We start from the raw sequence: 18,018 nt of genomic DNA, 5'->3' as shown, positions 1-18,018 counted from the left end.
GGTGGAGTGTTTCAACTGGCGACACAAAGACTATGAAATAAAGAAATCATGCCCTCATTCCATTCTTCTGAAAAGAGCGACGCCGTCAGGTCAGCAAGCGAGTGGAACCAACTCACGCCTGCGCAGCGAGCCAGTCGCGCACCTTGCGGGCGTTTTCGCTGAGCTCCCGGTTCTTCGACCAGATGATGTGAAAACCCTTGCCGGTTGTCATCGTGTGGCCGGTGACGCGCACCAGCAGTCCTGACGCCAAAAGCCGCTCGGCGAGGTGACCCCACCCGAGCGCAATGCCTTGCCCTTCCATCACCGCCTGGATCACCAGCGCATAGTCGTTGATGCGCAAGCCGCGCCCGGCATCGGTGATATCGGCTCCGGCCGAGGCGAACCACTCGTCCCAGCTCGCGGCCTCGCGAAACGGCTCTTCGAGATGGATCAGCCGGTGTGCCGGAAGGTCCTCGACGGCCTCGGGCAGCCCGAAGCGCGCCACATAGCTCGCGCCGGCAACCGGGAATATTTCCTCGTCGGCCAGCGGCAGCGAATGATAGTCCGGCCACTCCCTCGGCTCGCCGCCGCGAATGCCGAGCGGAATGTCTTCGGCGATGATGTCGAGATCGCGGTCGGCGGTCTGGATGCGCAGGTCGATGCCGGGCAATTCGTCGCGAAACTGCTGCAGGCGCGGCATCATCCAGAACGAGGCGAAAGCCGTGGAGGCCGCGAGCGTCACATGGGCGCCGACGGCGATCTGGCGTAGATCCTCCGCCGACTTGCGGATGTGCGACAGGCCGAGCGAAACGTCGGCATGAAAGCGGTCGCCGGCTTCGGTAAGGCTGACTTGTCGATGGCGGCGCTGGAAGAGCTTGGCGCCGAGCTGCTCCTCAAGTCCACGGATCGCATAAGACACGGCGGCCTGCGTCATGCCGAGCTCCCGCCCGGCGGCGGTAAAGCTCGACAGCCGGCCGGCGGCCTCGAAAACGATCAGGCTGCCGGCGGAGGGCAGAAGATGGCGCAGGCTTCGCATAAGTTGAGCTTATACAAGAGATCAGGATTTTCCAGCGTCACAGCCATATTTTGTCCCGCTAGATTGACTGGCTCTGGGAGGATGGAGTTTCCATGAACGCACCGGCCGCCGACACGACGACCGAACCAGTCAAACGCCGCGAGCGCGGCGGCGGGCGCGTGGCGCGGCGCGAACTGCGTTCGCACGGCTCGGAAGGGCTCGGCCGGCCCTACATTATCCGCAACATCCCGACCTACGACATTCTGTCGGAGGAAAATCTGCTGCGCATCGAGGCGACGGCCGACCGCATCCTGGCCGAGATCGGCATCGAGTTCCGCGACGATCCGGTGGCCTTGGCGCACTGGAAGCGGGCAGGGGCCGATATCGACGGTGTGCTGGTCAAGTTCGAGCCGGGCATGCTGCGTGAGATCCTGAAGACCGCACCGGCCAGCTTTACCCAGCATGCGCGCAACCCAGCCAATTCAGTCGAGATCGGCGGCAAGAGCGTCGTCTTCTCGCCGGCCTATGGCTCGCCCTTCGTCATGGATATCGACAAGGGCCGCCGCTACGGCACGATCGAGGATTTCCGCAACTTCGTGAAGCTGGCGCAGTCCTCGCCCTGGCTGCACCATTCCGGCGGCACCATTTGCGAGCCGGTCGACGTGCCGGTCAACAAGCGCCACCTCGACATGGTCTACAGCCACATCAAATATTCGGACCGCGGCTTCATGGGCTCGGTGACGGCGGAGAGCCGTGCCGAGGATTCGATCGACATGGCGCGCATCGTCTTCGGCCACGATTTCGTCGACCGCAACTGCGTCATTCTCGGCAATGTCAACGTCAACTCGCCGCTGGTCTGGGACGCGACGATGACCACGGCGCTGCGCGCTTATGCCCGCGCCAACCAGGCGGCGGTGATCGTGCCGTTCATTCTCGGCGGCGCGATGGGCCCGGTGACCAATGCCGGCGCCATTGCCCAGTCGCTGGCCGAAACCATGGCCGGCTGCGCGCTGACCCAGCTCGAACGACCGGGCGCGCCGGTTATCTTCGGCAATTTTCTCTCCTCGATGTCGCTGCGCTCGGGATCGCCGACCTTCGGCACACCGGAACCGGCAATCGGCTCGATGGTCATCGGCCAATTGGCGCGGCGGCTGAACCTGCCGCTGCGCTGCTCCGGCAATTTCACCACCTCGAAGCTGCCCGACGCCCATGCGATGAATGAAGGCACCATGTCGATGCTGGCGGCGGTGCATTGCGGCGCCAACTTCATCCTGCATTCGGCCGGCTTCCTCGACGGTCTGTTGTCGATGTCCTACGAAAAATTCGTCATGGACGCGGATTTCTGCGGCGCGCTGCACACCTATCTCGACGGCGTCAAGGTCGACGATAACCAGCTGGCGCTGGAGGCTTTCAGGGAGGTCGGGCCGGGCAGCCACTTCTTCGGCTCCGCTCATACCTTGGCCAATTACGAGACGGCATTCTGGGATTCGGAAATCGCCGACAACGAGCCCTACGAGAAATGGCAGGCCGCTGGGTCCGAAGACGCCGCCATCCGCGCCAACCGGCGCTGGAAGAAGGCGCTGGCCGAATACCAGGCGCCGCCGCTCGACCTGGGCGTAGACGAGGCGCTGCAGGATTTTATGGACCGCAAAAAAGCCGGGATGCAGGATGCGTGGTATTGATCAAGTCACGCCACCAAAGCTCCGGAGATTCTGCATGAGACTGACAGCGATTGTTACCGCCCTCTCGATCGCAGCGCCTGCGGCCGCCCTGGCCGGGCCGGCATCCAATGCGGTGAAGTTCTTCTATGTACCCGAGGTCAAGTTCGAGCCCGACGCGAAATACCGCGACCGTTTCACCGAGCCGGTGACCAAGCTTTTCGACCTCAACGACCAGGCGCAGAAGAACAAGCCGGACGAGGTGCCTTGTATCGACTTCGCCCCCGGTCTCGACGCGCAGGACTATGACGAGAAGACCGTCGCCAAGACACTTAAGCTGTCCGAAGCGGTCGATGGCGACAGCGCCAGCGTGACCGTGACCTTCAACCTTTTCCCCGAAGGCGATGATTCCAAACGTGAAATGGTCTGGTCACTGAAGAAGGTCGACGGCAAATGGAAGGTCGCCGACATCGCTTCCAAATCCAGCGGCTGGACGCTCAGCGCGCTGGAATGCATGGCCGGTCAGACTCCGGAGTGATGCCGTGGCCCGTTGCCGTCTCCTGGCGCTGGCGGCCGTGTGCCTGCTGACGGCGAGCAGCGCCACCGCTCAGGGCCTGTTCGGTGCGCCGCCGGCAAACGTACCTGGCGAGGCGGCGGAACCAGCAACGCCACCGGTCGGATGGCCGCCGCCGTCGGACGCGCCGGCAGCACCCATACAACCAGGATCGCCGACAGCTGTGGTCAGGCCGTTTTACGGTCAGGTCGGGCTCGAGCTCGATCCGGCCGAGCGCAGCCATTTCATCGATCCCGCCAAGTCAGTGCTCGACAAGAGCGACGCGCTGCGCAAATCGGGACAGGGCGAATGCCTCGATCCCAACATGGCGCTCGACAATGCAGACTATGACAAGGGCGAGATCGACAAGAGCCTGAAGACTTTGGAAGCGATCAATGGCGATCAGGCCAAGGTCATCGTCGCCTTCGTCGTTGCCGGCAATGCGCACCGTCTGGAATGGAAGTTCAGGAAGGTCGATGGCGACTGGAAGATCACGGACCTTTTGTCGGTGACCGGCGAATGGGCGCTCAGCCAATATCAGTGCGAATAGGGAAGCGATGAAGATCACCAACATCCGCGTCACCCATGTCAATGTCCCGCTCGACGCGCCGTTCTGGTGGACGGCCGGTCTCTATGGCGGTGCCTCGAAGTCGATCGTCGAGGTCGAGACCGACGAAGGCGTGGTCGGACTGGGTGAGGCGCCATGGTGGCATTTTGGCGAGGTGATCAAGGCCGAGATCGCGCCGGCACTGATCGGCGCCGATCCGCTCGACCTTGCCGACTGCGAGGCGCGCTGCGTGCCGCCGTGGCAGATCACCGCCAACACCGGCGAGAATGCCGCCTCCGTGGCGTTCGGCGCCGTCGAACTGGCGCTGTGGGATATCAGAGGCAAGGTCTTCGGCATGCCGCTCTACAAGCTGCTCGGCGGCGCGGTGCGCAAGGACATTCCGTTTTCCGAATATTTCTCCTTTCGCGCCGCACAGAATGGCGCGGGCGGTGAGATGACGTCGGAGGCGATCGTCGACTATTGCCTGAAGATGCGCGAGCAGCACGGCTCGACGATCTTCGAGGGCAAGCTGATCATGGGCGATCCGCAGCTCGAAATCAGGACCGTGCGCATGCTGCGCGAGGCGCTGGGTGAAAAGGCACAGATCAGGCTCGATTCCAACATGCAATGGTCGCTGACCACGGCGCGCTGGGTGCTGCGCGAGATCGAGCCGTTCAACATCCGCAACTATGAGGATCCGGTCGCCACCTTCGAGGAGATGGCCGCACTTCGCCAGCATTCGCGCATTCCGTTCTCAACGCACACTCCAGACCTGAGACGGGCGGTCGCGCTCGGCGCCCCGGATTATTTCGTCTGCAATTTCGCGGCCCTCGGCGGACTGTCAAAAACCCTGAAGTTCATCGCCGCCTGCGAGGCTATGGGCAAGGGGTTCTGGTGCTACTCGAACGATCTCGGCATCATGACATCGGCCTACCTGCATGTCGTGGCGGCGACGCAGTGGATCACCGAAGCATCGCAGTCGCTGTTTGCCTGGCAGATTGGCGACGTCATCAAGGGCGGACCGTTCCGCCAGACCGGCAACACGGTGCGCGTGCCGGAGGGCAATGGCCTCGGCGTCGATCTCGACGCCGCCGCGATGAAACGCTGGTCCCAGCATTTCGCCGAGCACGGGCCGATGGGCCATTTCAGCGACCCCAACAACCCTGGCCGCTACCGGCGCTTGCCGTTGAATTGATGCAATATCGGTCGTTCAAACGTTCTCGCTCAGCCGCGCCCGCGATAGGGTGCGACACCGGTGTCGGGCAGCCAGGCGCCTTCCGGCGGCGCGCCGGTCTGCCAGAACACGTCGATCGGAATGCCGCCGCGCGGATACCAATAGCCGCCAATGCGCAACCACAAGGGCTTGGTCGCGGCCACAATGCGGCGGCCGATCATGACGGTGCACTCTTCATGGAAGGCGCCATGGTTGCGAAACGAGGTCATGAACAGCTTGAGCGACTTCGATTCCACCAAGAGCGTATCGGGCGCATAGTCGATGACGATATGGGCGAAATCCGGCTGGCCGGTGACCGGACAGAGCGATGTGAATTCCGGGCAGACGAAGCGCACGATGGCCGGTGGCCCGTCGCCGCGCGCAAACGGCACGGTCTCCAGGATCGCTGTTTCGGGGCTCTGTGGCGTCTCGACGTGTGCGCCGAGCTGGGTGAGGTCTTTGGTGACGGTCATGGGCGGGGGTTCCTTGGATTTTGCCGCTCATTAGCATCGGACCGAAAAGTGCGCAGCGGTTTTCGGATAAATCCGATGCTTAAGTAGGAATTGGAGCATCGGACCGAAAAGTGCGCAGCGGTTTTCGGATAAATCCGATGCTTGAATAAGAGATGGAGCAGCGCTTGCTGCTCGGCACAATTTGAAACAGCAGGAAGACGATGGCCAGCAACGATCCGCTTCTCCAGCCCTATCAGCTCAAACATTTGACGCTGAAGAACCGGGTCATGTCGACCAGCCACGAGCCGGCCTATTCCGAGGACGGCATGCCGAAAGAGCGCTACCGGCTCTACCATGCCGAAAAGGCCAAGGGTGGCATGGCGCTGACCATGACCGCCGGTTCGGCGATCGTTTCGCGCGACAGCCCGGCCGCCTTCGGCAATCTGCATGTCTATGACGACCGCATCGTGCCGTGGCTCACGGAGCTCGCCGACGCCTGCCACGAGCATGACTGCAAGGTGATGATCCAGATCACCCATCTCGGCCGCCGCACCGGCTGGAACAAGGCCGACTGGCTGCCGGTGCTTTCGGCTTCGCCGGTGCGTGAGCCGGCGCACCGCGCTTTCCCCAAGACCATCGAGGACTGGGACATCGAGCGCATCGTCGCCGACTACGCGTCGGCCGCGCAGCGCTGCCAGGCCGCCGGCCTCGACGGCATCGAATTCGAGGCCTACGGCCATCTGATGGACGGCTTCTGGTCGCCGGCCACCAACCAGCGCGACGACGATTTTGGCGGTTCGCTCGACAACCGGCTGCGCTTCACCGGCATGGTGCTCGACGCGGTACGCGCGGCGGTCGGCGACAAATTCGTCGTCGGCATCCGCATGGTCGCCGACGAGGATTTCGAAAAAGGCCTGTCGAAACAGGATGGCGTCGGCATCGCCAAGCGGCTGGCGGGCTCCGGCAAGGTCGACTTCCTCAACATCATCCGCGGCTCGATCGAGACCGATGCGGCGCTGACCAGGGTCATTCCGGTGACCGGCATGCGCTCGTCGCCGCATCTCGACTTTGCCGGCGAGGTGAGGGCGGCGACGAAATTCCCGACCTTCCATGCGGCGCGCATTTCCGACGTCGCCACCGCGCGCCATGCCATTGCCACGGGAAAGCTCGACATGGTCGGCATGACACGCGCCCACATCGCCGATCCGCATATCATCAAAAAGGTGATGGAGGGCCGCGAGCACGAGATCCGCCCTTGCGTCGGCGCCACCTATTGCCTCGACCGCATCTATGAAGGCGGCGAGGCGCTGTGCATCCACAATGCGGCGACCGGCCGCGAGGCTGATATCCCGCATATCATTCTCAGGACCGAGGGACCAAAGCGGAAGGTCATCGTCGTCGGTGCCGGGGCCGGCGGGCTGGAGACGGCACGCGTCGCGGCCGAGCGCGGCCATCAGGTGACAGTGCTCGAGGCATCGAGCCAGGCCGGCGGGCAGGTGCGGCTGGCGACGCAGAACCCGCGCCGCAAGGAATTGATCGGCATCATCGACTGGCGGCTGGCCGAGCTTGAGCGGCTCGGCGTCGAGATCCGCTACGACACCTGGGCGGAGAAAGACGATGTATTGGCGCTGGCGCCCGACGTGGTGGTGGTCGCCACCGGCGGCCTGCCGCAGAACCCGCCGCTGGCGGCGGGCGACAACCTCGTCACCTCCAGCTGGGACATCATGGCCGGCAGCGCCAAGCCGGCCGAAAACGTGCTGCTCTATGACGACAATGGTGGCCATCAGGGCATGGGTGCCGCCGAACTGATCGCCAACGGTGGCGCGAGGCTGGAGCTGGTTTCGCCGGAACGCTTCTTCGCCCCGGAAATGGGCGGCATGAACCACGTGCCCTATATGCGCGCCTTCCAGGAAAAGGGCGTCACCATCACCATCAACACAAGGCTACGTTCGGTGCGGCGCGAGGGCAATCAGCTGGTCGCCGAGCTCGCTTCCGACTTTGCCGATGGCTGGCGCGGCGAGCGGCGGGTCGACCAGGTGGTGGTCGAGCACGGCACGCTGCCGCTCGACGATCTCTATCTCTCGCTGAAGCCGCTGTCGAAGAACGCCGGCGCGGTCGACTATGAGCGGCTGGTCAATGGCGGCGACATCTTCCCGGCACGCAATCCTGAGGGCGGCTTCGTGCTGTTTCGCATTGGCGACGCAGTCGCCTCGCGCAACATCCACGCCGCCATCTATGACGGCATCAGGCTCGGTATCAGGATCTAAGCGCCAGCCGTCCCGTAGGGTCACGTGACACTCCCGCTCGCGGGACGGCGGTTCCCTTGGACTGGACTTCTCCGGTCACATTTGCAATTTTCCGTCATCCCCCGATCCAGGCGGGAAGGGGCAGGCTCAACTCTACCGAAAAGTCTGTACAAGAATCCCGAAGCCGATCGCTTCTGCAGCGAAAAGTCGACGGTAAGTCAAACGAAGTTGGGGGCCGATTTTGAGCAAAGAAGAACTGTTCGTTCCGCGCCAGACCAACACCGCGCTTTATATGCAGCTGTACGAGGCCGGATACCCGGTCGCCGATATCGTCCGCGTGCAGAAGGCTTACCGTGTGTGTTGCGCCATGTTCAACGGCCGCTACCGCAAGACCGGGCGGCCTTTCATCTGTCATGCGGTGGGCGCTGCGTCTTCGGTCGCGCATTTCGACAAGAGTATCGATCTTGTCCTCGCGGCGATGTTCCACGCCTCCTATGACAGCGGCCAGTATCCGGATGGAAAATCCAGCAGGCGCAGCGATGCCCATCGCAAGTGGCTGGAGCAAAGAATCGGTCCCAACGTCGAAAGTATTGTGGCACGCCTGGTCGACATGAAATTCGAGACGGGAGACCCCGAGCGCCTTGCATCTGTCGGTGTGCCGGCCGGTGATGAGGACCTCCTGTTTCTGGTGCTTGCCCATGAGGTCGATGACCTGGCGGACGGCGGGTTGGCGTTTGCTCCCAAATATGGCCAGTCGATACGATCGCGGATTGCTGCCTGCGCCACCCTGGCCGGGCATCTGGGCCGCGAGAGTCTCGCCGCGACCATCGAAGGCTATGGCCGCAGATACGAGAACATGGCATGGGCTGCTCCGCTCCAGGAAACGAAGCTGGAGGGCTTTCGTGTCGCGCCGAATTTGCGCGCATACCTCAAATTGCGCCGGGAGAATTTGCGCGGGGACTCGGTCGAGGTGCTTTGAGGCGCTCTACCGATGGCCTGGCGCGACAAGCGACTACCGCGTCAATCGCCGTCAGTGCTTGTGGCGCGCAGCCGGGCCTCCGCACGGAGAGCCATCAGGCACGTCGGTCCATGTCGTGGGGTAGAATCAACCTAAGCCAGGCTGCCCTGAAGCACCTTCAGCCTAGCCTTCTTCGGCGCCCGCGCCACCAGCCATTCGCGCGCCTTGTCCTGCGGCATCGGGAAGGCGATGGAATAGCCCTGCACCTGGTCGCAGCCGATCGCCATCAGCGAATCGAGCTCAGCCTCGGTTTCGGCGCCCTCTGCGACAATCGAGATGCCGAGGCCGCGCGCAAGCTCGGTGATGGCGCGCACGATCTTGGTGTTGTCGCCGTTCTCGTTGATGTTCTGGACGAAGCGACGGTCGATCTTCAGCCGGTCGATCTCGTTCGGGTTGACGTGGCTGAGCGAGGCATAGCCGGTGCCGAAATCGTCGAGCTCGAGATGGACGCCGGCGGCACGGATGTGGCGCAGCTTCGCCGCGATCCCGGTCTTCTCGTCGTCGAGAATGACGGATTCGACGATTTCCAGCGACAGTTTCTGCGGCGCGAGCCCCGCCTTCTCCAGCGTGTCGAACAGGAACTTGTCGAAATCGGGCTCGCGCAGTTCGGTGCCGGAGACGTTGACGGCAAGCCGTCCGAAGGCGATGCCGGCGCGGTCCCACTCGGCCGCTTCGTTGATCGCCTTGGCGATGACGATGCGGCCGATCTCGGGCATGAAGCCGCATTTTTCGGCGACCGGAATGAATTCGCCCGGCGCAATCATGCCGCGTTCGGCATGTTTCCAGCGCACCAGCGCTTCGATGCCGCTGATCGTGCCGTGGCTCAGCGAAACCTGCGGCTGGAAATAGACTTCGAACGCCTTGTCCGCAATGGCGACCTTGATGTCGTGCTCGAGTTGCTTGCGGTAGTCGAGTTCGCGCCGCAGCTCCTCGGAGAAGAACGAGAAGCTGCCGCCGCCCTGCTTCTTGGCGGAATAGAGCGCCAGATCGGCGTGGACGAGCAGGTCCTGCGCATTGTCGGCGTCGATCGGATAGACGGCAATGCCGGCGCTGGCTCCCGGAAGGATGGTCGTGCCCTGAAAGCCGATCGGCTCGTTGATCTGCTCCAGGATGCGCCTGGCGAGCATGTTGATGTCTTCGGTATCGCCGGCTCCATTGAGGATCATCACGAACTCGTCGCCGCCCAGACGCGCGCAGAGATCCGAAGCCCGGCAGGAGTCACGCATGCGTTGTGCGGTGACGACCAGCACATAGTCGCCGGCGGCGTGGCCGAGCGTGTCGTTGATCTGCTTGAACCGGTCGAGGTCGAGCTGGATCACCGCCAGGCGCTCGCGCCGGCGATGCGCGCCCTTGATCAGTGTTTCGAAATGATCGGTCAGGAAGGTGCGGTTGTGCAGGCCGGTCAGCCCGTCGTGCACGGCGATGAAGGCCATGGAATTGCGCGCATCGATGAGCTCATGCGTCTTGCGCAGGATGGCGTTCGACATCGGGCGGAAGATGAACAGCGCCACCAGCACGATGACGCCGATGGTGGCGTAGAAAAGCGTGCGGTGCAGATCGAGGAGCTTTTCCGACCGCTCGCTGGCAAAGGCGCTGATGCGCTGGCCAAGGGCCGCATAGCCGGACAGCGTCGCGTTGGCGACGGAGGCGTCGAGGTTGACGCGCTCTGCGCCGCCCTTGTAGCCACCATTGCTGGCCATGGTGAGCTGGGACTCGAACGACGAGACCAGGCGTCCGCCATTGGCGATAAGCCCGACCGAGAAATAGTCGAGATGAAACGGCTTGGCAAAAAGCACGCTCTCGATCGACTTTGGGTCGAAGCGTGCCGGGGACATCGGATCGGCTCCCGTCTGATCGAGCAGCAGATCGTAGTTCGTCTCGAATTCCGCGGTCGCCTGCTTGAGCGCGGTAACCAGGGCCGGCTGCTTGTCGCGTGAAGCGGCACCTGTCGCGCTGGCAAGGAAGACGATGCGCTGCGACAGCGCTTTCTGGGTGCTGACGATATTGAGCAGCGTATCGTTGTTCTGCTGTGCCGCCATCATCTGTTGCAGCAGGACGAAGGAGGCCATCACCATGGCGGCGATGATCAACAGCGCCAGCCAGTAGCCGCTCTTGATCAGCAGTATGAGCTTGCCTGAAACGGTTTGCGCCGGCTGCTGCGACATTTCTGGGTGACCCTCCCGGTCGACGGATTCCTGCCACGTTCTGGCAAGAAGACCATTGGCGTGAAAGGGTTAACAGGTCTGGAAGTCGGCGGACCTGACAAGGAAAGCTGCCAAAATGGTTATCATGTTCTTTCACTGCGAGCCTGCATTTGCGCGCATTCTACTCCAACATGCTGCCCGTACGGTCGCTTCCCGTTGTGGTTGAGCTTTGCCGCACCACCGAAGCGGTCGCTTTTGCGGTGGATTTTTCTCACCGGCGGGGCGACAGTCCGCTCAATCTCAACAGGGCCTGATCATGACCGCGGCATTCCTCTCCCATATCGACAGCGAGCTCGCAGGGTTGAAATCGGCCGGGCTTTACAAATCCGAGCGGGTGATCACCTCGACCCAGTCGGCCGAGATCGAGGTCGGCGGCGAAAAGGTGCTGAACTTCTGCGCCAACAACTACCTCGGCCTCGCCGACAGCGTCGACTTGCGCGATGCGGCCAAGCAAGCGCTCGATCGCTACGGTTACGGCATGGCGTCGGTGCGCTTCATCTGCGGCACGCAGGAGGAGCACAAGCTGCTCGAATCCACGATTTCCTCTTTCCTCGGCATGGACGACACTATCCTCTACGGCTCCTGTTTCGACGCCAATGGCGGTCTGTTCGAGACGTTGCTGGGCGAAGAGGATGCGATCATCTCCGATGCGCTCAACCACGCCTCGATCATTGACGGCGTGCGGCTGTCGAAGGCCAAACGCTTCCGCTACGCCAACAACGACATGGCCGATCTGGAAGCGCGGCTGAAGGAGGCGAAGGACTGCCGCTTCCGGCTGATCGCCACCGACGGCGTGTTTTCCATGGACGGTATCATCGCCAACCTGAAAGGCGTCTGCGATCTCGCCGAGAAATACGATGCGATGGTGATGGTCGACGACAGCCATGCGGTTGGCTTCGTCGGCAGACACGGCCGCGGCTCGGCCGAACATTGCGGCGTCGAGGGCAGGGTGGACATCATCACCGGCACACTCGGCAAGGCGCTGGGCGGCGCATCGGGCGGCTACACCTCGGGCAAGAAGCAAGTGGTCGTACTGGCTGCGCCAGCGCTCACGGCCCTATCTCTTCTCCAACACGCTGATGCCGGCGATCGCCGGCGCTTCGATCAAGGTGTTCGACCTTGTCAAAGGCGGCGATGGTTTGCGCAAGAAACTGTACGACAATGCCACGCGCTTCCGGACAGAGATGGGCAAGCTCGGCTTCACGCTGGCCGGCGCCGATCATCCGATCATCCCGGTCATGCTGGGCGATGCGACGCTGGCGCAGGAGATGGCGGCGCGCATGCTGAAGCGCGGCATCTATGTCATAGGCTTCTCCTTCCCGGTGGTGCCGAAGGGCCAGGCGCGCATCCGCACGCAGATGTCGGCCGCCCATTCCAGCGCCGACATCGACCGCGCGGTTGCGGCGTTCGGCGCGGTCGGCAAGGAATTGGGCGTGATTTCCTGAACGGCCGGCCGGTAGCGAAAAGCGATTCCGGATCAAGAGATTCAAGGGACAAAAGCATGTCGAACATGATGAAGGCGCTGGTCAAGGCCAAGGCCGAACCGGGCATCTGGATGGAAGAGGTGCCGGTGCCGGAGATCGGCCCCAACGACGTGCTGATCAAGGTCAAGAAAACGGCGATCTGCGGTACCGACGTCCACATCTACAATTGGGACCAGTGGGCGCAAAAGACGGTGCCGGTGCCGATGGTGACTGGCCATGAATTCGTCGGCACGGTCGCCGATTTCGGCGCGGCGGTGACAGAGTACAAGGTTGGTCAGCGCGTTTCGGGCGAGGGCCACATCGTTTGCGGTCATTGCCGCAACTGTCGCGCGGGCAGGGGGCATCTGTGCCGCAACACGCTCGGCGTCGGCGTCAACCGTCCCGGCGCCTTCGGCGAGTATCTGGCGATCCCGCAACACAATGTCGTGCCGATCCCCGACGATGTGCCGGACGAGATTGCGGCGATCTTCGATCCCCTGGGCAATGCGGTTCACACCGCATTGTCCTTCGACCTCGTCGGCGAGGACGTGCTGGTCACCGGCGCCGGGCCGATCGGCATCATGGGCGCACTGGTGGCGCAGTGCGTCGGCGCGCGAAAAGTCGTCATCACCGACATCAATCCGGTGCGGCTGGCGCTGGCGAAAAAGCTCGGCGTCCAGCATGTCGTCGATGCGTCGAAGGAGAAGCTGCGCGATGTCATGCCAGCGCTCGGCATGACCGAGGGTTTTGATGTCGGCCTCGAAATGTCGGGCGCCGCACCCGCCTTTCGCGACATGATCGACACCATGAACAATGGCGGCAAGATCGCCATTCTCGGCATCGCGTCGACCGGCTTCGAGATCGACTGGAACAAGGTCATCTTCAAGATGCTGCATCTCAAGGGCATCTACGGCCGCGAGATGTTCGAGACCTGGTACAAGATGATCGCGCTTGTGCAGGGCCCGCTCGACGTCAGCGGCCTGATCACCCACCGCATCGGCATCGATGATTTCCAGACGGGCTTCGACGCGATGCGGAGCGGCAGTTCGGGGAAAGTGGTAATGGACTGGTGATCGCCAGCCCTATTCGGCAGCCAGGTTTTTCTCGAGGCCAGCCAGCCCGTTGGTGATCGCGGCGCGCTCGCCGTCGCTCAGCTTCGCCAGCAATTCCCGCTCGAAGGCTTTGGCCAGCGGCACCATCTCGCGATAGGCGGCAAGCCCGGCCTTGGTGAGTGTCAGGTGCTCGACGCGGCGATCGTTCTCGTCCGGCGTGCGCGTCAGCCAGCGGCGCCGTTCGAGTTCCGCGACGGCGCGCGAGACCTTGGTCTTGTGCATGGCCGATTGCTCGCCGATCGCCGATGCCGTCATGGTGCCATGCTGTCCCAACCCGGAAAGGGTGCGCCATTCAGGCCGGGTCAGGCCATGACTATCCTTGTATATCCCCGCGAATTCACGGCTGACGGCGTCGGCTAGCCGATAGAGCCGGTAGGGCAAGAAGCTTTCGAGTTCGAGGATTTCCGGTTGCATGTTTCCGCGTCCTGGCAGCAGGCATCATAGGTTGATAGTTACATTTTCAATGGTTACAAATGAAACCAGTTTGGTCAATCTGGGAGGAAGCGATGGCCTTTTCCTACATGCCGGGGTTCGGCAACGACTTCGAAACCGAAACGCTGCCAGGCTCCCTGCCGCAGGGCCGCAATTCGCCGCAGCGCCCGGCCTACGGCCTATATGCGGAGCAGCTTTCCGGCTCGCCCTTTACCGCCCCGCGCGGCACCAATGAACGCTCCTGGCTTTACCGGATAAGGCCCAGCGTCAAGCACACCGGCCGCTTCAAACCGGCGAACTATCCGCTGTGGAAGACCGCGCCGAATGTCGGCGACCACGAACTGGCGCTCGGCCAGTATCGCTGGAACCCGATGCCGATGCCGAAGGAGCCGACCGATTTCATCGCCGGCATGCGCTCGATCACCACTGCCGGCGACGTGCTCGGGCAAACTGGCATGGCCGCCCATGTCTATGTCGCCAACCGGTCGATGGTCGACGACCATTTCTTCAACGCCGATGGCGAGTTGCTGGTCGTGCCGCAGGTCGGTGCCTTGCGTTTCGTCACCGAGATGGGCGTCATCGAATTGCGGCCGGGCGAGATCGCCGTGCTGCCGCGCGGCCTCGTCTTCAAGGTCGAACTGGTCGATGCGGAAGTGCGCGGCTATGTCTGCGAGAACTATGGCGCCAAGCTCACCATGCCCGATCGCGGCCCGATCGGCGCCAATTGCCTGGCCAATCCGCGCGACTTCAAGACGCCGTGCGCCTGGTTCGAGGAAAAGGAGACGCCTTGCCGGCTGACGGTGAAATGGTGCGGCAATTTCCATGTCACCGAGATCGGTCATTCGCCGCTGGATGTCGTGGCCTGGCACGGCAACTACGCGCCTTACAAATATGATCTTGCGACCTTTTCGCCGGTTGGCGCGCTGCTGTTCGACCACCCGGACCCGTCGATCTTCACGGTGCTGACGGCGCCGAGCGGCGAGGAAGGCACCGCCAACATCGACTTCGTCATCTTCCCGCCACGCTGGCTGGTAGCTGAAGATACGTTCCGTCCACCCTGGTACCATCGCAACATCATGAGCGAATTCATGGGCCTGATCCACGGCCAGTACGACGCCAAGGAGGAAGGCTTCGTTCCCGGCGGCATCAGCCTGCACAATCTGATGCTGGCGCATGGACCGGACGCATCTGGCTTCGAAAAGGCCTCGAAAGTCGAGCTGAAACCGGTCAAGCTCGACAACACAATGGCCTTCATGTTCGAGACCCGATACCCGCAGATGCTGACCCGCTACGGCGCCGAGCTTGAAACCCGGCAGGACAATTACATCGATTGCTGGGCTGATCTGAAGAAGCGCTTCAACGGCACGCCCGAGGGCGACTGGTCTTGAGCTGCCGGCTCGTGCTTCTCGGCTCGAAGGGCGGCCCGGCGATCCGGCCGGGCGGGCCGTGGCCGAGCTCGTCGCTGCTGCAGATCGGCGACCGCACCATCGTTGTCGATTGCGGGCTTGGCGTGACGCGGGGACTGGCCGATGCCGGCATCAGCCTGAAGGCGCTCGACCTCATCTTCATCACCCATTTGCACTCCGACCATGTGCTGGAACTCGGGCCACTCATTCACACCGCCTGGACAGCGGGGCTGTCAAACTCGGTGACCGTGTTTGGCCCGTCCGGCACCGGGCAATACTGGCGGCATTTCTGTCAGGCGATGGAATTCGACATCGACATCCGCATCGTTGACGAAGGCCGGCCCGATATCAGGGACATGGTCTCGGTCGTTGAGTTTGGTGAAGGCTGGGTGATCGAGGAACGCGGCCTCAAGGTTTCGGCGCTGCGCGTCGACCATCCGCCGATCACCGACTGCTTTGCCCTGCGCTTCGACCATGACGGCAAAAGCGTCGTCTTCTCCGCCGATACCGCGTTCTTTCCGCCTTTGGCCGAATTCGCCGGCGGTGCCGACATCCTCGTCCACGAAGCCATGCTGGAACAAGGCATCGAGCGGCTGGTCGCCAAGACCGGCAATGGCGCGCGGCTGAGAGAACATCTGCTCGCCAGCCACAGCTTTGCCGCGGAGGCCGGGCGCATTGCCACCGATGCCGGGGTGAAGAGGCTGGTGCTCAACCACCTCATTCCAGCCGACGATGCCGAGATCGGCGAGGCCGACTGGATCACCGCTGTGAGGAAAACATGGGCCGGCGACTTGACGATCGCTCGCGACGGCCTTGTTGTGGAGTTAAGCGGCGACAAGGCCGCAGCAGGAGAGGAAACCGCATGAAGCTTGCCACATTGAAGGACGGGACGCGCGATGGAAAACTCGTCGTCGTTTCGCGCGACCTGACGCGCTTCACCGATGCCTCGTTCCTGGTGCGCACGCTGCAGGCTGCACTCGACGACTGGCGCCGGATCGCGCCGCATCTCGCGGCTATGGCGGAATCGCTGGAGAACAATGCGGTGCCGTCGGCACGCTTTCATGAGCATGATGCCCATTCGCCGCTACCGCGCGCCTACCAGTGGGCCGATGGTTCGGCCTATGTGAACCATGTCGAGTTGGTGCGGAAGGCGCGCGGCGCCGAGATGCCGACAAGCTTCTGGACCGACCCGCTGATCTATCAGGGTGGTTCTGACAGCTTCATTCCGCCGCGCGACCCGATCCGCATGGCCGACGAAGCCTTCGGCATCGATATGGAGGGCGAAGTCGCCGTCATTGTCGACGACGTACCGATGGGCGCAAGCCTCGATGAGGCAAGGGATGCGATCCGGTTGGTCATGCTGGTCAATGACGTGACGCTGCGCGCGCTCACCGCGCCTGAACTGGCCAAGGGGTTCGGTTTCTTCCAGTCAAAGCCGTCCTCGGCCTTTTCGCCGGTCGCGGTGACGCCGGACGAATTGGGCGACGCCTGGGATGGCGGCAAGCTCAGCCTACCACTACTCGCCGACCTCAACGGCAAGCCGTTCGGCCGGGCCAATGCCGGCGTCGACATGACCTTCGATTTTTCGGCGCTGATCGCTCACGCGGCGAAAACACGGTCGTTGGCAGCCGGCACCATCATCGGTTCTGGCACCGTCTCCAACAAGCTCGATGGCGGGCCGGGCAGACCGGTCTCGGCGGGCGGCGCCGGCTATTCCTGCATCGCCGAATTGCGCATGATCGAGACCATCGAATCTGGCGAACCAAAAACGCCGTTCCTGCACTTTGGCGACACGGTGCGCATCGAGATGAAGAACAGAAGCGGAAATTCAATCTTCGGCGCCATCGAGCAGAAGGTCGAGAAATACGAGGGGTAAGCGAATGACAGGCGAGACGTTCTATCTTTTGTGCGGTGTCTGGGCATTGGCCATGCTGGCAGTCTTCATCCTGGCCATCCGGCTGAGCTATCGCATCGAGGCGCGTTCGCCTGGTCTGACCAACCGCAGCGGCTTTCCGCGCAACGCGATGATGTTTCACACCGTTACCAACATGAACGTCGCGCGGGACCCGGAAACGCAAGCCATGCGGCGGCGCATGAATCGGCTGCTGTTGATCGTTCTCGCTGGGTTTGTGCTTATGTGGGCAGGCTTGTATTGGGTCCGGTCAGCCGGGTGACGTCATGAACCTGCTCGATCATCTGGCCCGCATGGCCGGCAACAATCTCTGGTCGAATGACCGGCTCTATCGCGCCGTGCTTAAGCTTGAACCCGGTGAATTCGAGGCCGAACGCACCAGCTTCTTTCCATCGATCAAGGCGACGCTCAACCACATATTGGCGGTCGATCACCTCTATCTCGATTTTCTCGAAGAGGGCGGCGTCGGTGCTGCCGCCCATGACGATTTCTTGGCGTTCGATGCGCCGCAGGCGCTGTTTGCCGCCCAGATCGCCGCCGACCGCCGACTGATCGCCTTTTGCGATGGGCTCTCAGCGGACGATCTCGATCGTCGCGTCGTCACTGACCGGCGAGAGGACGGCATGATCCCCGAGCGTATCGGCGACATCCTCGCCCACGTCTTCCTGCACGACATCCATCATCGCGGCCAGGTGCACGCGATGCTGTCCGGCACCTCGGTAAAGCCGCCGCAACTCGACGAGTTCCTGCTCGATTACGATCTGAAGCTGAGGCAAGCCGAGGTCGAGAGGTTGGGGATGTAGGCCGC

16 protein-coding genes and 1 pseudogene are annotated in these 18,018 nt (G+C 62.8%); 13 read left to right on the top strand and 4 right to left on the bottom strand.

Features of this window, described 5'->3' with window-relative positions; genetic code table 11:
* Positions 1 to 112 precede the first annotated feature (112 nt).
* Positions 113 to 1,015: a LysR substrate-binding domain-containing protein gene (locus LHFGNBLO_RS26345; protein WP_258602209.1), complete on the bottom strand. Its 903-nt coding sequence runs from the start codon at positions 1,013 to 1,015 to the stop codon at positions 113 to 115.
* Positions 1,016 to 1,107: 92 nt separating this feature from the next.
* Here LHFGNBLO_RS26345 and LHFGNBLO_RS26340 point away from each other — a divergent pair, with 92 nt between their 5' ends.
* Genes LHFGNBLO_RS26340 through LHFGNBLO_RS26325 form a run of 4 tightly spaced genes read left to right on the top strand, consistent with a single transcriptional unit; the run spans position 1,108 to position 4,947 of the window.
* Positions 1,108 to 2,676 (top strand): trimethylamine methyltransferase family protein, encoded by a 1,569-nt coding sequence (locus LHFGNBLO_RS26340; RefSeq protein ID WP_258602208.1) that lies wholly within the window; start codon positions 1,108 to 1,110, stop codon positions 2,674 to 2,676.
* 34 nt (positions 2,677 to 2,710) lie between these two features.
* Positions 2,711 to 3,190: a YbjP/YqhG family protein gene (locus tag LHFGNBLO_RS26335; protein ID WP_258602207.1), complete on the top strand. Its 480-nt coding sequence runs from the start codon at positions 2,711 to 2,713 to the stop codon at positions 3,188 to 3,190.
* 4 nt (positions 3,191 to 3,194) lie between these two features.
* Positions 3,195 to 3,755: a hypothetical protein gene (locus tag LHFGNBLO_RS26330; RefSeq protein WP_258602206.1), complete on the top strand. Its 561-nt coding sequence runs from the start codon at positions 3,195 to 3,197 to the stop codon at positions 3,753 to 3,755.
* Between the two features lie 7 nt (positions 3,756 to 3,762).
* Positions 3,763 to 4,947, top strand: coding sequence for a mandelate racemase/muconate lactonizing enzyme family protein (locus LHFGNBLO_RS26325; protein ID WP_258602205.1), 1,185 nt, complete (start codon positions 3,763 to 3,765; stop codon positions 4,945 to 4,947).
* 29 nt (positions 4,948 to 4,976) lie between these two features.
* Here LHFGNBLO_RS26325 and queF read toward each other — a convergent pair whose 3' ends face one another.
* Positions 4,977 to 5,438, bottom strand: coding sequence for a preQ(1) synthase (queF, locus tag LHFGNBLO_RS26320; protein ID WP_258602204.1), 462 nt, complete (start codon positions 5,436 to 5,438; stop codon positions 4,977 to 4,979).
* 200 nt (positions 5,439 to 5,638) lie between these two features.
* On the opposite strand from queF, the gene LHFGNBLO_RS26315 reads away from it, so the two are divergent.
* Complete coding sequence (locus LHFGNBLO_RS26315) at positions 5,639 to 7,684, top strand: NADH:flavin oxidoreductase (protein WP_258602203.1); 2,046 nt, start codon at positions 5,639 to 5,641, stop codon at positions 7,682 to 7,684.
* A 220-nt stretch (positions 7,685 to 7,904) separates the two neighbouring features.
* Positions 7,905 to 8,642 (top strand): hypothetical protein, encoded by a 738-nt coding sequence (locus tag LHFGNBLO_RS26310; protein WP_258602202.1) that lies wholly within the window; start codon positions 7,905 to 7,907, stop codon positions 8,640 to 8,642.
* A 131-nt stretch (positions 8,643 to 8,773) separates the two neighbouring features.
* On the opposite strand, the gene LHFGNBLO_RS26305 is transcribed toward LHFGNBLO_RS26310, so the two are convergent.
* Positions 8,774 to 10,846, bottom strand: a complete 2,073-nt coding sequence (locus LHFGNBLO_RS26305; protein ID WP_258602201.1) for a putative bifunctional diguanylate cyclase/phosphodiesterase — start codon at positions 10,844 to 10,846, stop codon at positions 8,774 to 8,776.
* Positions 10,847 to 11,141: 295 nt separating this feature from the next.
* Between LHFGNBLO_RS26305 and LHFGNBLO_RS33725 the strand changes: the two are divergent.
* Both LHFGNBLO_RS33725 and tdh read left to right on the top strand, forming a co-directional pair.
* Positions 11,142 to 12,330, top strand: a pseudogene (locus LHFGNBLO_RS33725) (glycine C-acetyltransferase).
* 56 nt (positions 12,331 to 12,386) lie between these two features.
* On the top strand, positions 12,387 to 13,421 hold the full coding sequence (tdh, locus tag LHFGNBLO_RS26290; RefSeq protein ID WP_192252963.1) for an L-threonine 3-dehydrogenase: 1,035 nt from the start codon (positions 12,387 to 12,389) through the stop codon (positions 13,419 to 13,421).
* Positions 13,422 to 13,430: 9 nt separating this feature from the next.
* On the opposite strand, the gene LHFGNBLO_RS26285 is transcribed toward tdh, so the two are convergent.
* Positions 13,431 to 13,874, bottom strand: coding sequence for a MarR family winged helix-turn-helix transcriptional regulator (locus tag LHFGNBLO_RS26285; RefSeq protein WP_258602200.1), 444 nt, complete (start codon positions 13,872 to 13,874; stop codon positions 13,431 to 13,433).
* Between the two features lie 92 nt (positions 13,875 to 13,966).
* Here LHFGNBLO_RS26285 and hmgA point away from each other — a divergent pair, with 92 nt between their 5' ends.
* From hmgA to LHFGNBLO_RS26260, 5 genes are read left to right on the top strand one after another with little or no spacing between them, the layout of a single operon-like run.
* Complete coding sequence (hmgA, locus tag LHFGNBLO_RS26280) at positions 13,967 to 15,280, top strand: homogentisate 1,2-dioxygenase (protein WP_258602199.1); 1,314 nt, start codon at positions 13,967 to 13,969, stop codon at positions 15,278 to 15,280.
* Positions 15,277 to 16,164: an MBL fold metallo-hydrolase gene (locus LHFGNBLO_RS26275; protein WP_258602198.1), complete on the top strand. Its 888-nt coding sequence runs from the start codon at positions 15,277 to 15,279 to the stop codon at positions 16,162 to 16,164. Before hmgA ends, LHFGNBLO_RS26275 begins: the two co-directional genes overlap by 4 nt.
* Positions 16,161 to 17,174: a fumarylacetoacetate hydrolase family protein gene (locus LHFGNBLO_RS26270; protein ID WP_258602197.1), complete on the top strand. Its 1,014-nt coding sequence runs from the start codon at positions 16,161 to 16,163 to the stop codon at positions 17,172 to 17,174. Before LHFGNBLO_RS26275 ends, LHFGNBLO_RS26270 begins: the two co-directional genes overlap by 4 nt.
* 4 nt (positions 17,175 to 17,178) lie before the next feature.
* Positions 17,179 to 17,472, top strand: coding sequence for a hypothetical protein (locus LHFGNBLO_RS26265; protein ID WP_258602196.1), 294 nt, complete (start codon positions 17,179 to 17,181; stop codon positions 17,470 to 17,472).
* Positions 17,473 to 17,476: 4 nt separating this feature from the next.
* Complete coding sequence (locus LHFGNBLO_RS26260; RefSeq protein ID WP_258602195.1) at positions 17,477 to 18,013, top strand: DinB family protein; 537 nt, start codon at positions 17,477 to 17,479, stop codon at positions 18,011 to 18,013.
* Positions 18,014 to 18,018 lie beyond the last annotated feature (5 nt).

This window comes from Mesorhizobium sp. AR10 (assembly GCF_024746795.1).
Lineage (GTDB): Bacteria > Pseudomonadota > Alphaproteobacteria > Rhizobiales > Rhizobiaceae > Mesorhizobium.
The sequence above is the reverse complement of the archived record's forward strand: the minus strand, read 5'-3'. Positions and strand labels throughout refer to the sequence as shown.

Bases quoted from the DNA above. Each gene is read 5' to 3' on its own strand.
- LHFGNBLO_RS26345 (WP_258602209.1), bottom strand. From the start codon at position 1,015: ATGCGAAGCCTGCGCCATCTTCTGCCCTCCGCCGGCAGCCTGATCGTT.
- LHFGNBLO_RS26340 (WP_258602208.1), top strand. From the start codon at position 1,108: ATGAACGCACCGGCCGCCGACACGACGACCGAACCAGTCAAACGCCGC.
- LHFGNBLO_RS26335 (WP_258602207.1), top strand. From the start codon at position 2,711: ATGAGACTGACAGCGATTGTTACCGCCCTCTCGATCGCAGCGCCTGCG.
- LHFGNBLO_RS26325 (WP_258602205.1), top strand. From the start codon at position 3,763: ATGAAGATCACCAACATCCGCGTCACCCATGTCAATGTCCCGCTCGAC.
- queF (WP_258602204.1), bottom strand. From the start codon at position 5,438: ATGACCGTCACCAAAGACCTCACCCAGCTCGGCGCACACGTCGAGACG.
- LHFGNBLO_RS26315 (WP_258602203.1), top strand. From the start codon at position 5,639: ATGGCCAGCAACGATCCGCTTCTCCAGCCCTATCAGCTCAAACATTTG.
- LHFGNBLO_RS26305 (WP_258602201.1), bottom strand. From the start codon at position 10,846: ATGTCGCAGCAGCCGGCGCAAACCGTTTCAGGCAAGCTCATACTGCTG.
- tdh (WP_192252963.1), top strand. From the start codon at position 12,387: ATGTCGAACATGATGAAGGCGCTGGTCAAGGCCAAGGCCGAACCGGGC.
- LHFGNBLO_RS26285 (WP_258602200.1), bottom strand. From the start codon at position 13,874: ATGCAACCGGAAATCCTCGAACTCGAAAGCTTCTTGCCCTACCGGCTC.
- hmgA (WP_258602199.1), top strand. From the start codon at position 13,967: ATGGCCTTTTCCTACATGCCGGGGTTCGGCAACGACTTCGAAACCGAA.
- LHFGNBLO_RS26270 (WP_258602197.1), top strand. From the start codon at position 16,161: ATGAAGCTTGCCACATTGAAGGACGGGACGCGCGATGGAAAACTCGTC.
- LHFGNBLO_RS26265 (WP_258602196.1), top strand. From the start codon at position 17,179: ATGACAGGCGAGACGTTCTATCTTTTGTGCGGTGTCTGGGCATTGGCC.
- LHFGNBLO_RS26260 (WP_258602195.1), top strand. From the start codon at position 17,477: ATGAACCTGCTCGATCATCTGGCCCGCATGGCCGGCAACAATCTCTGG.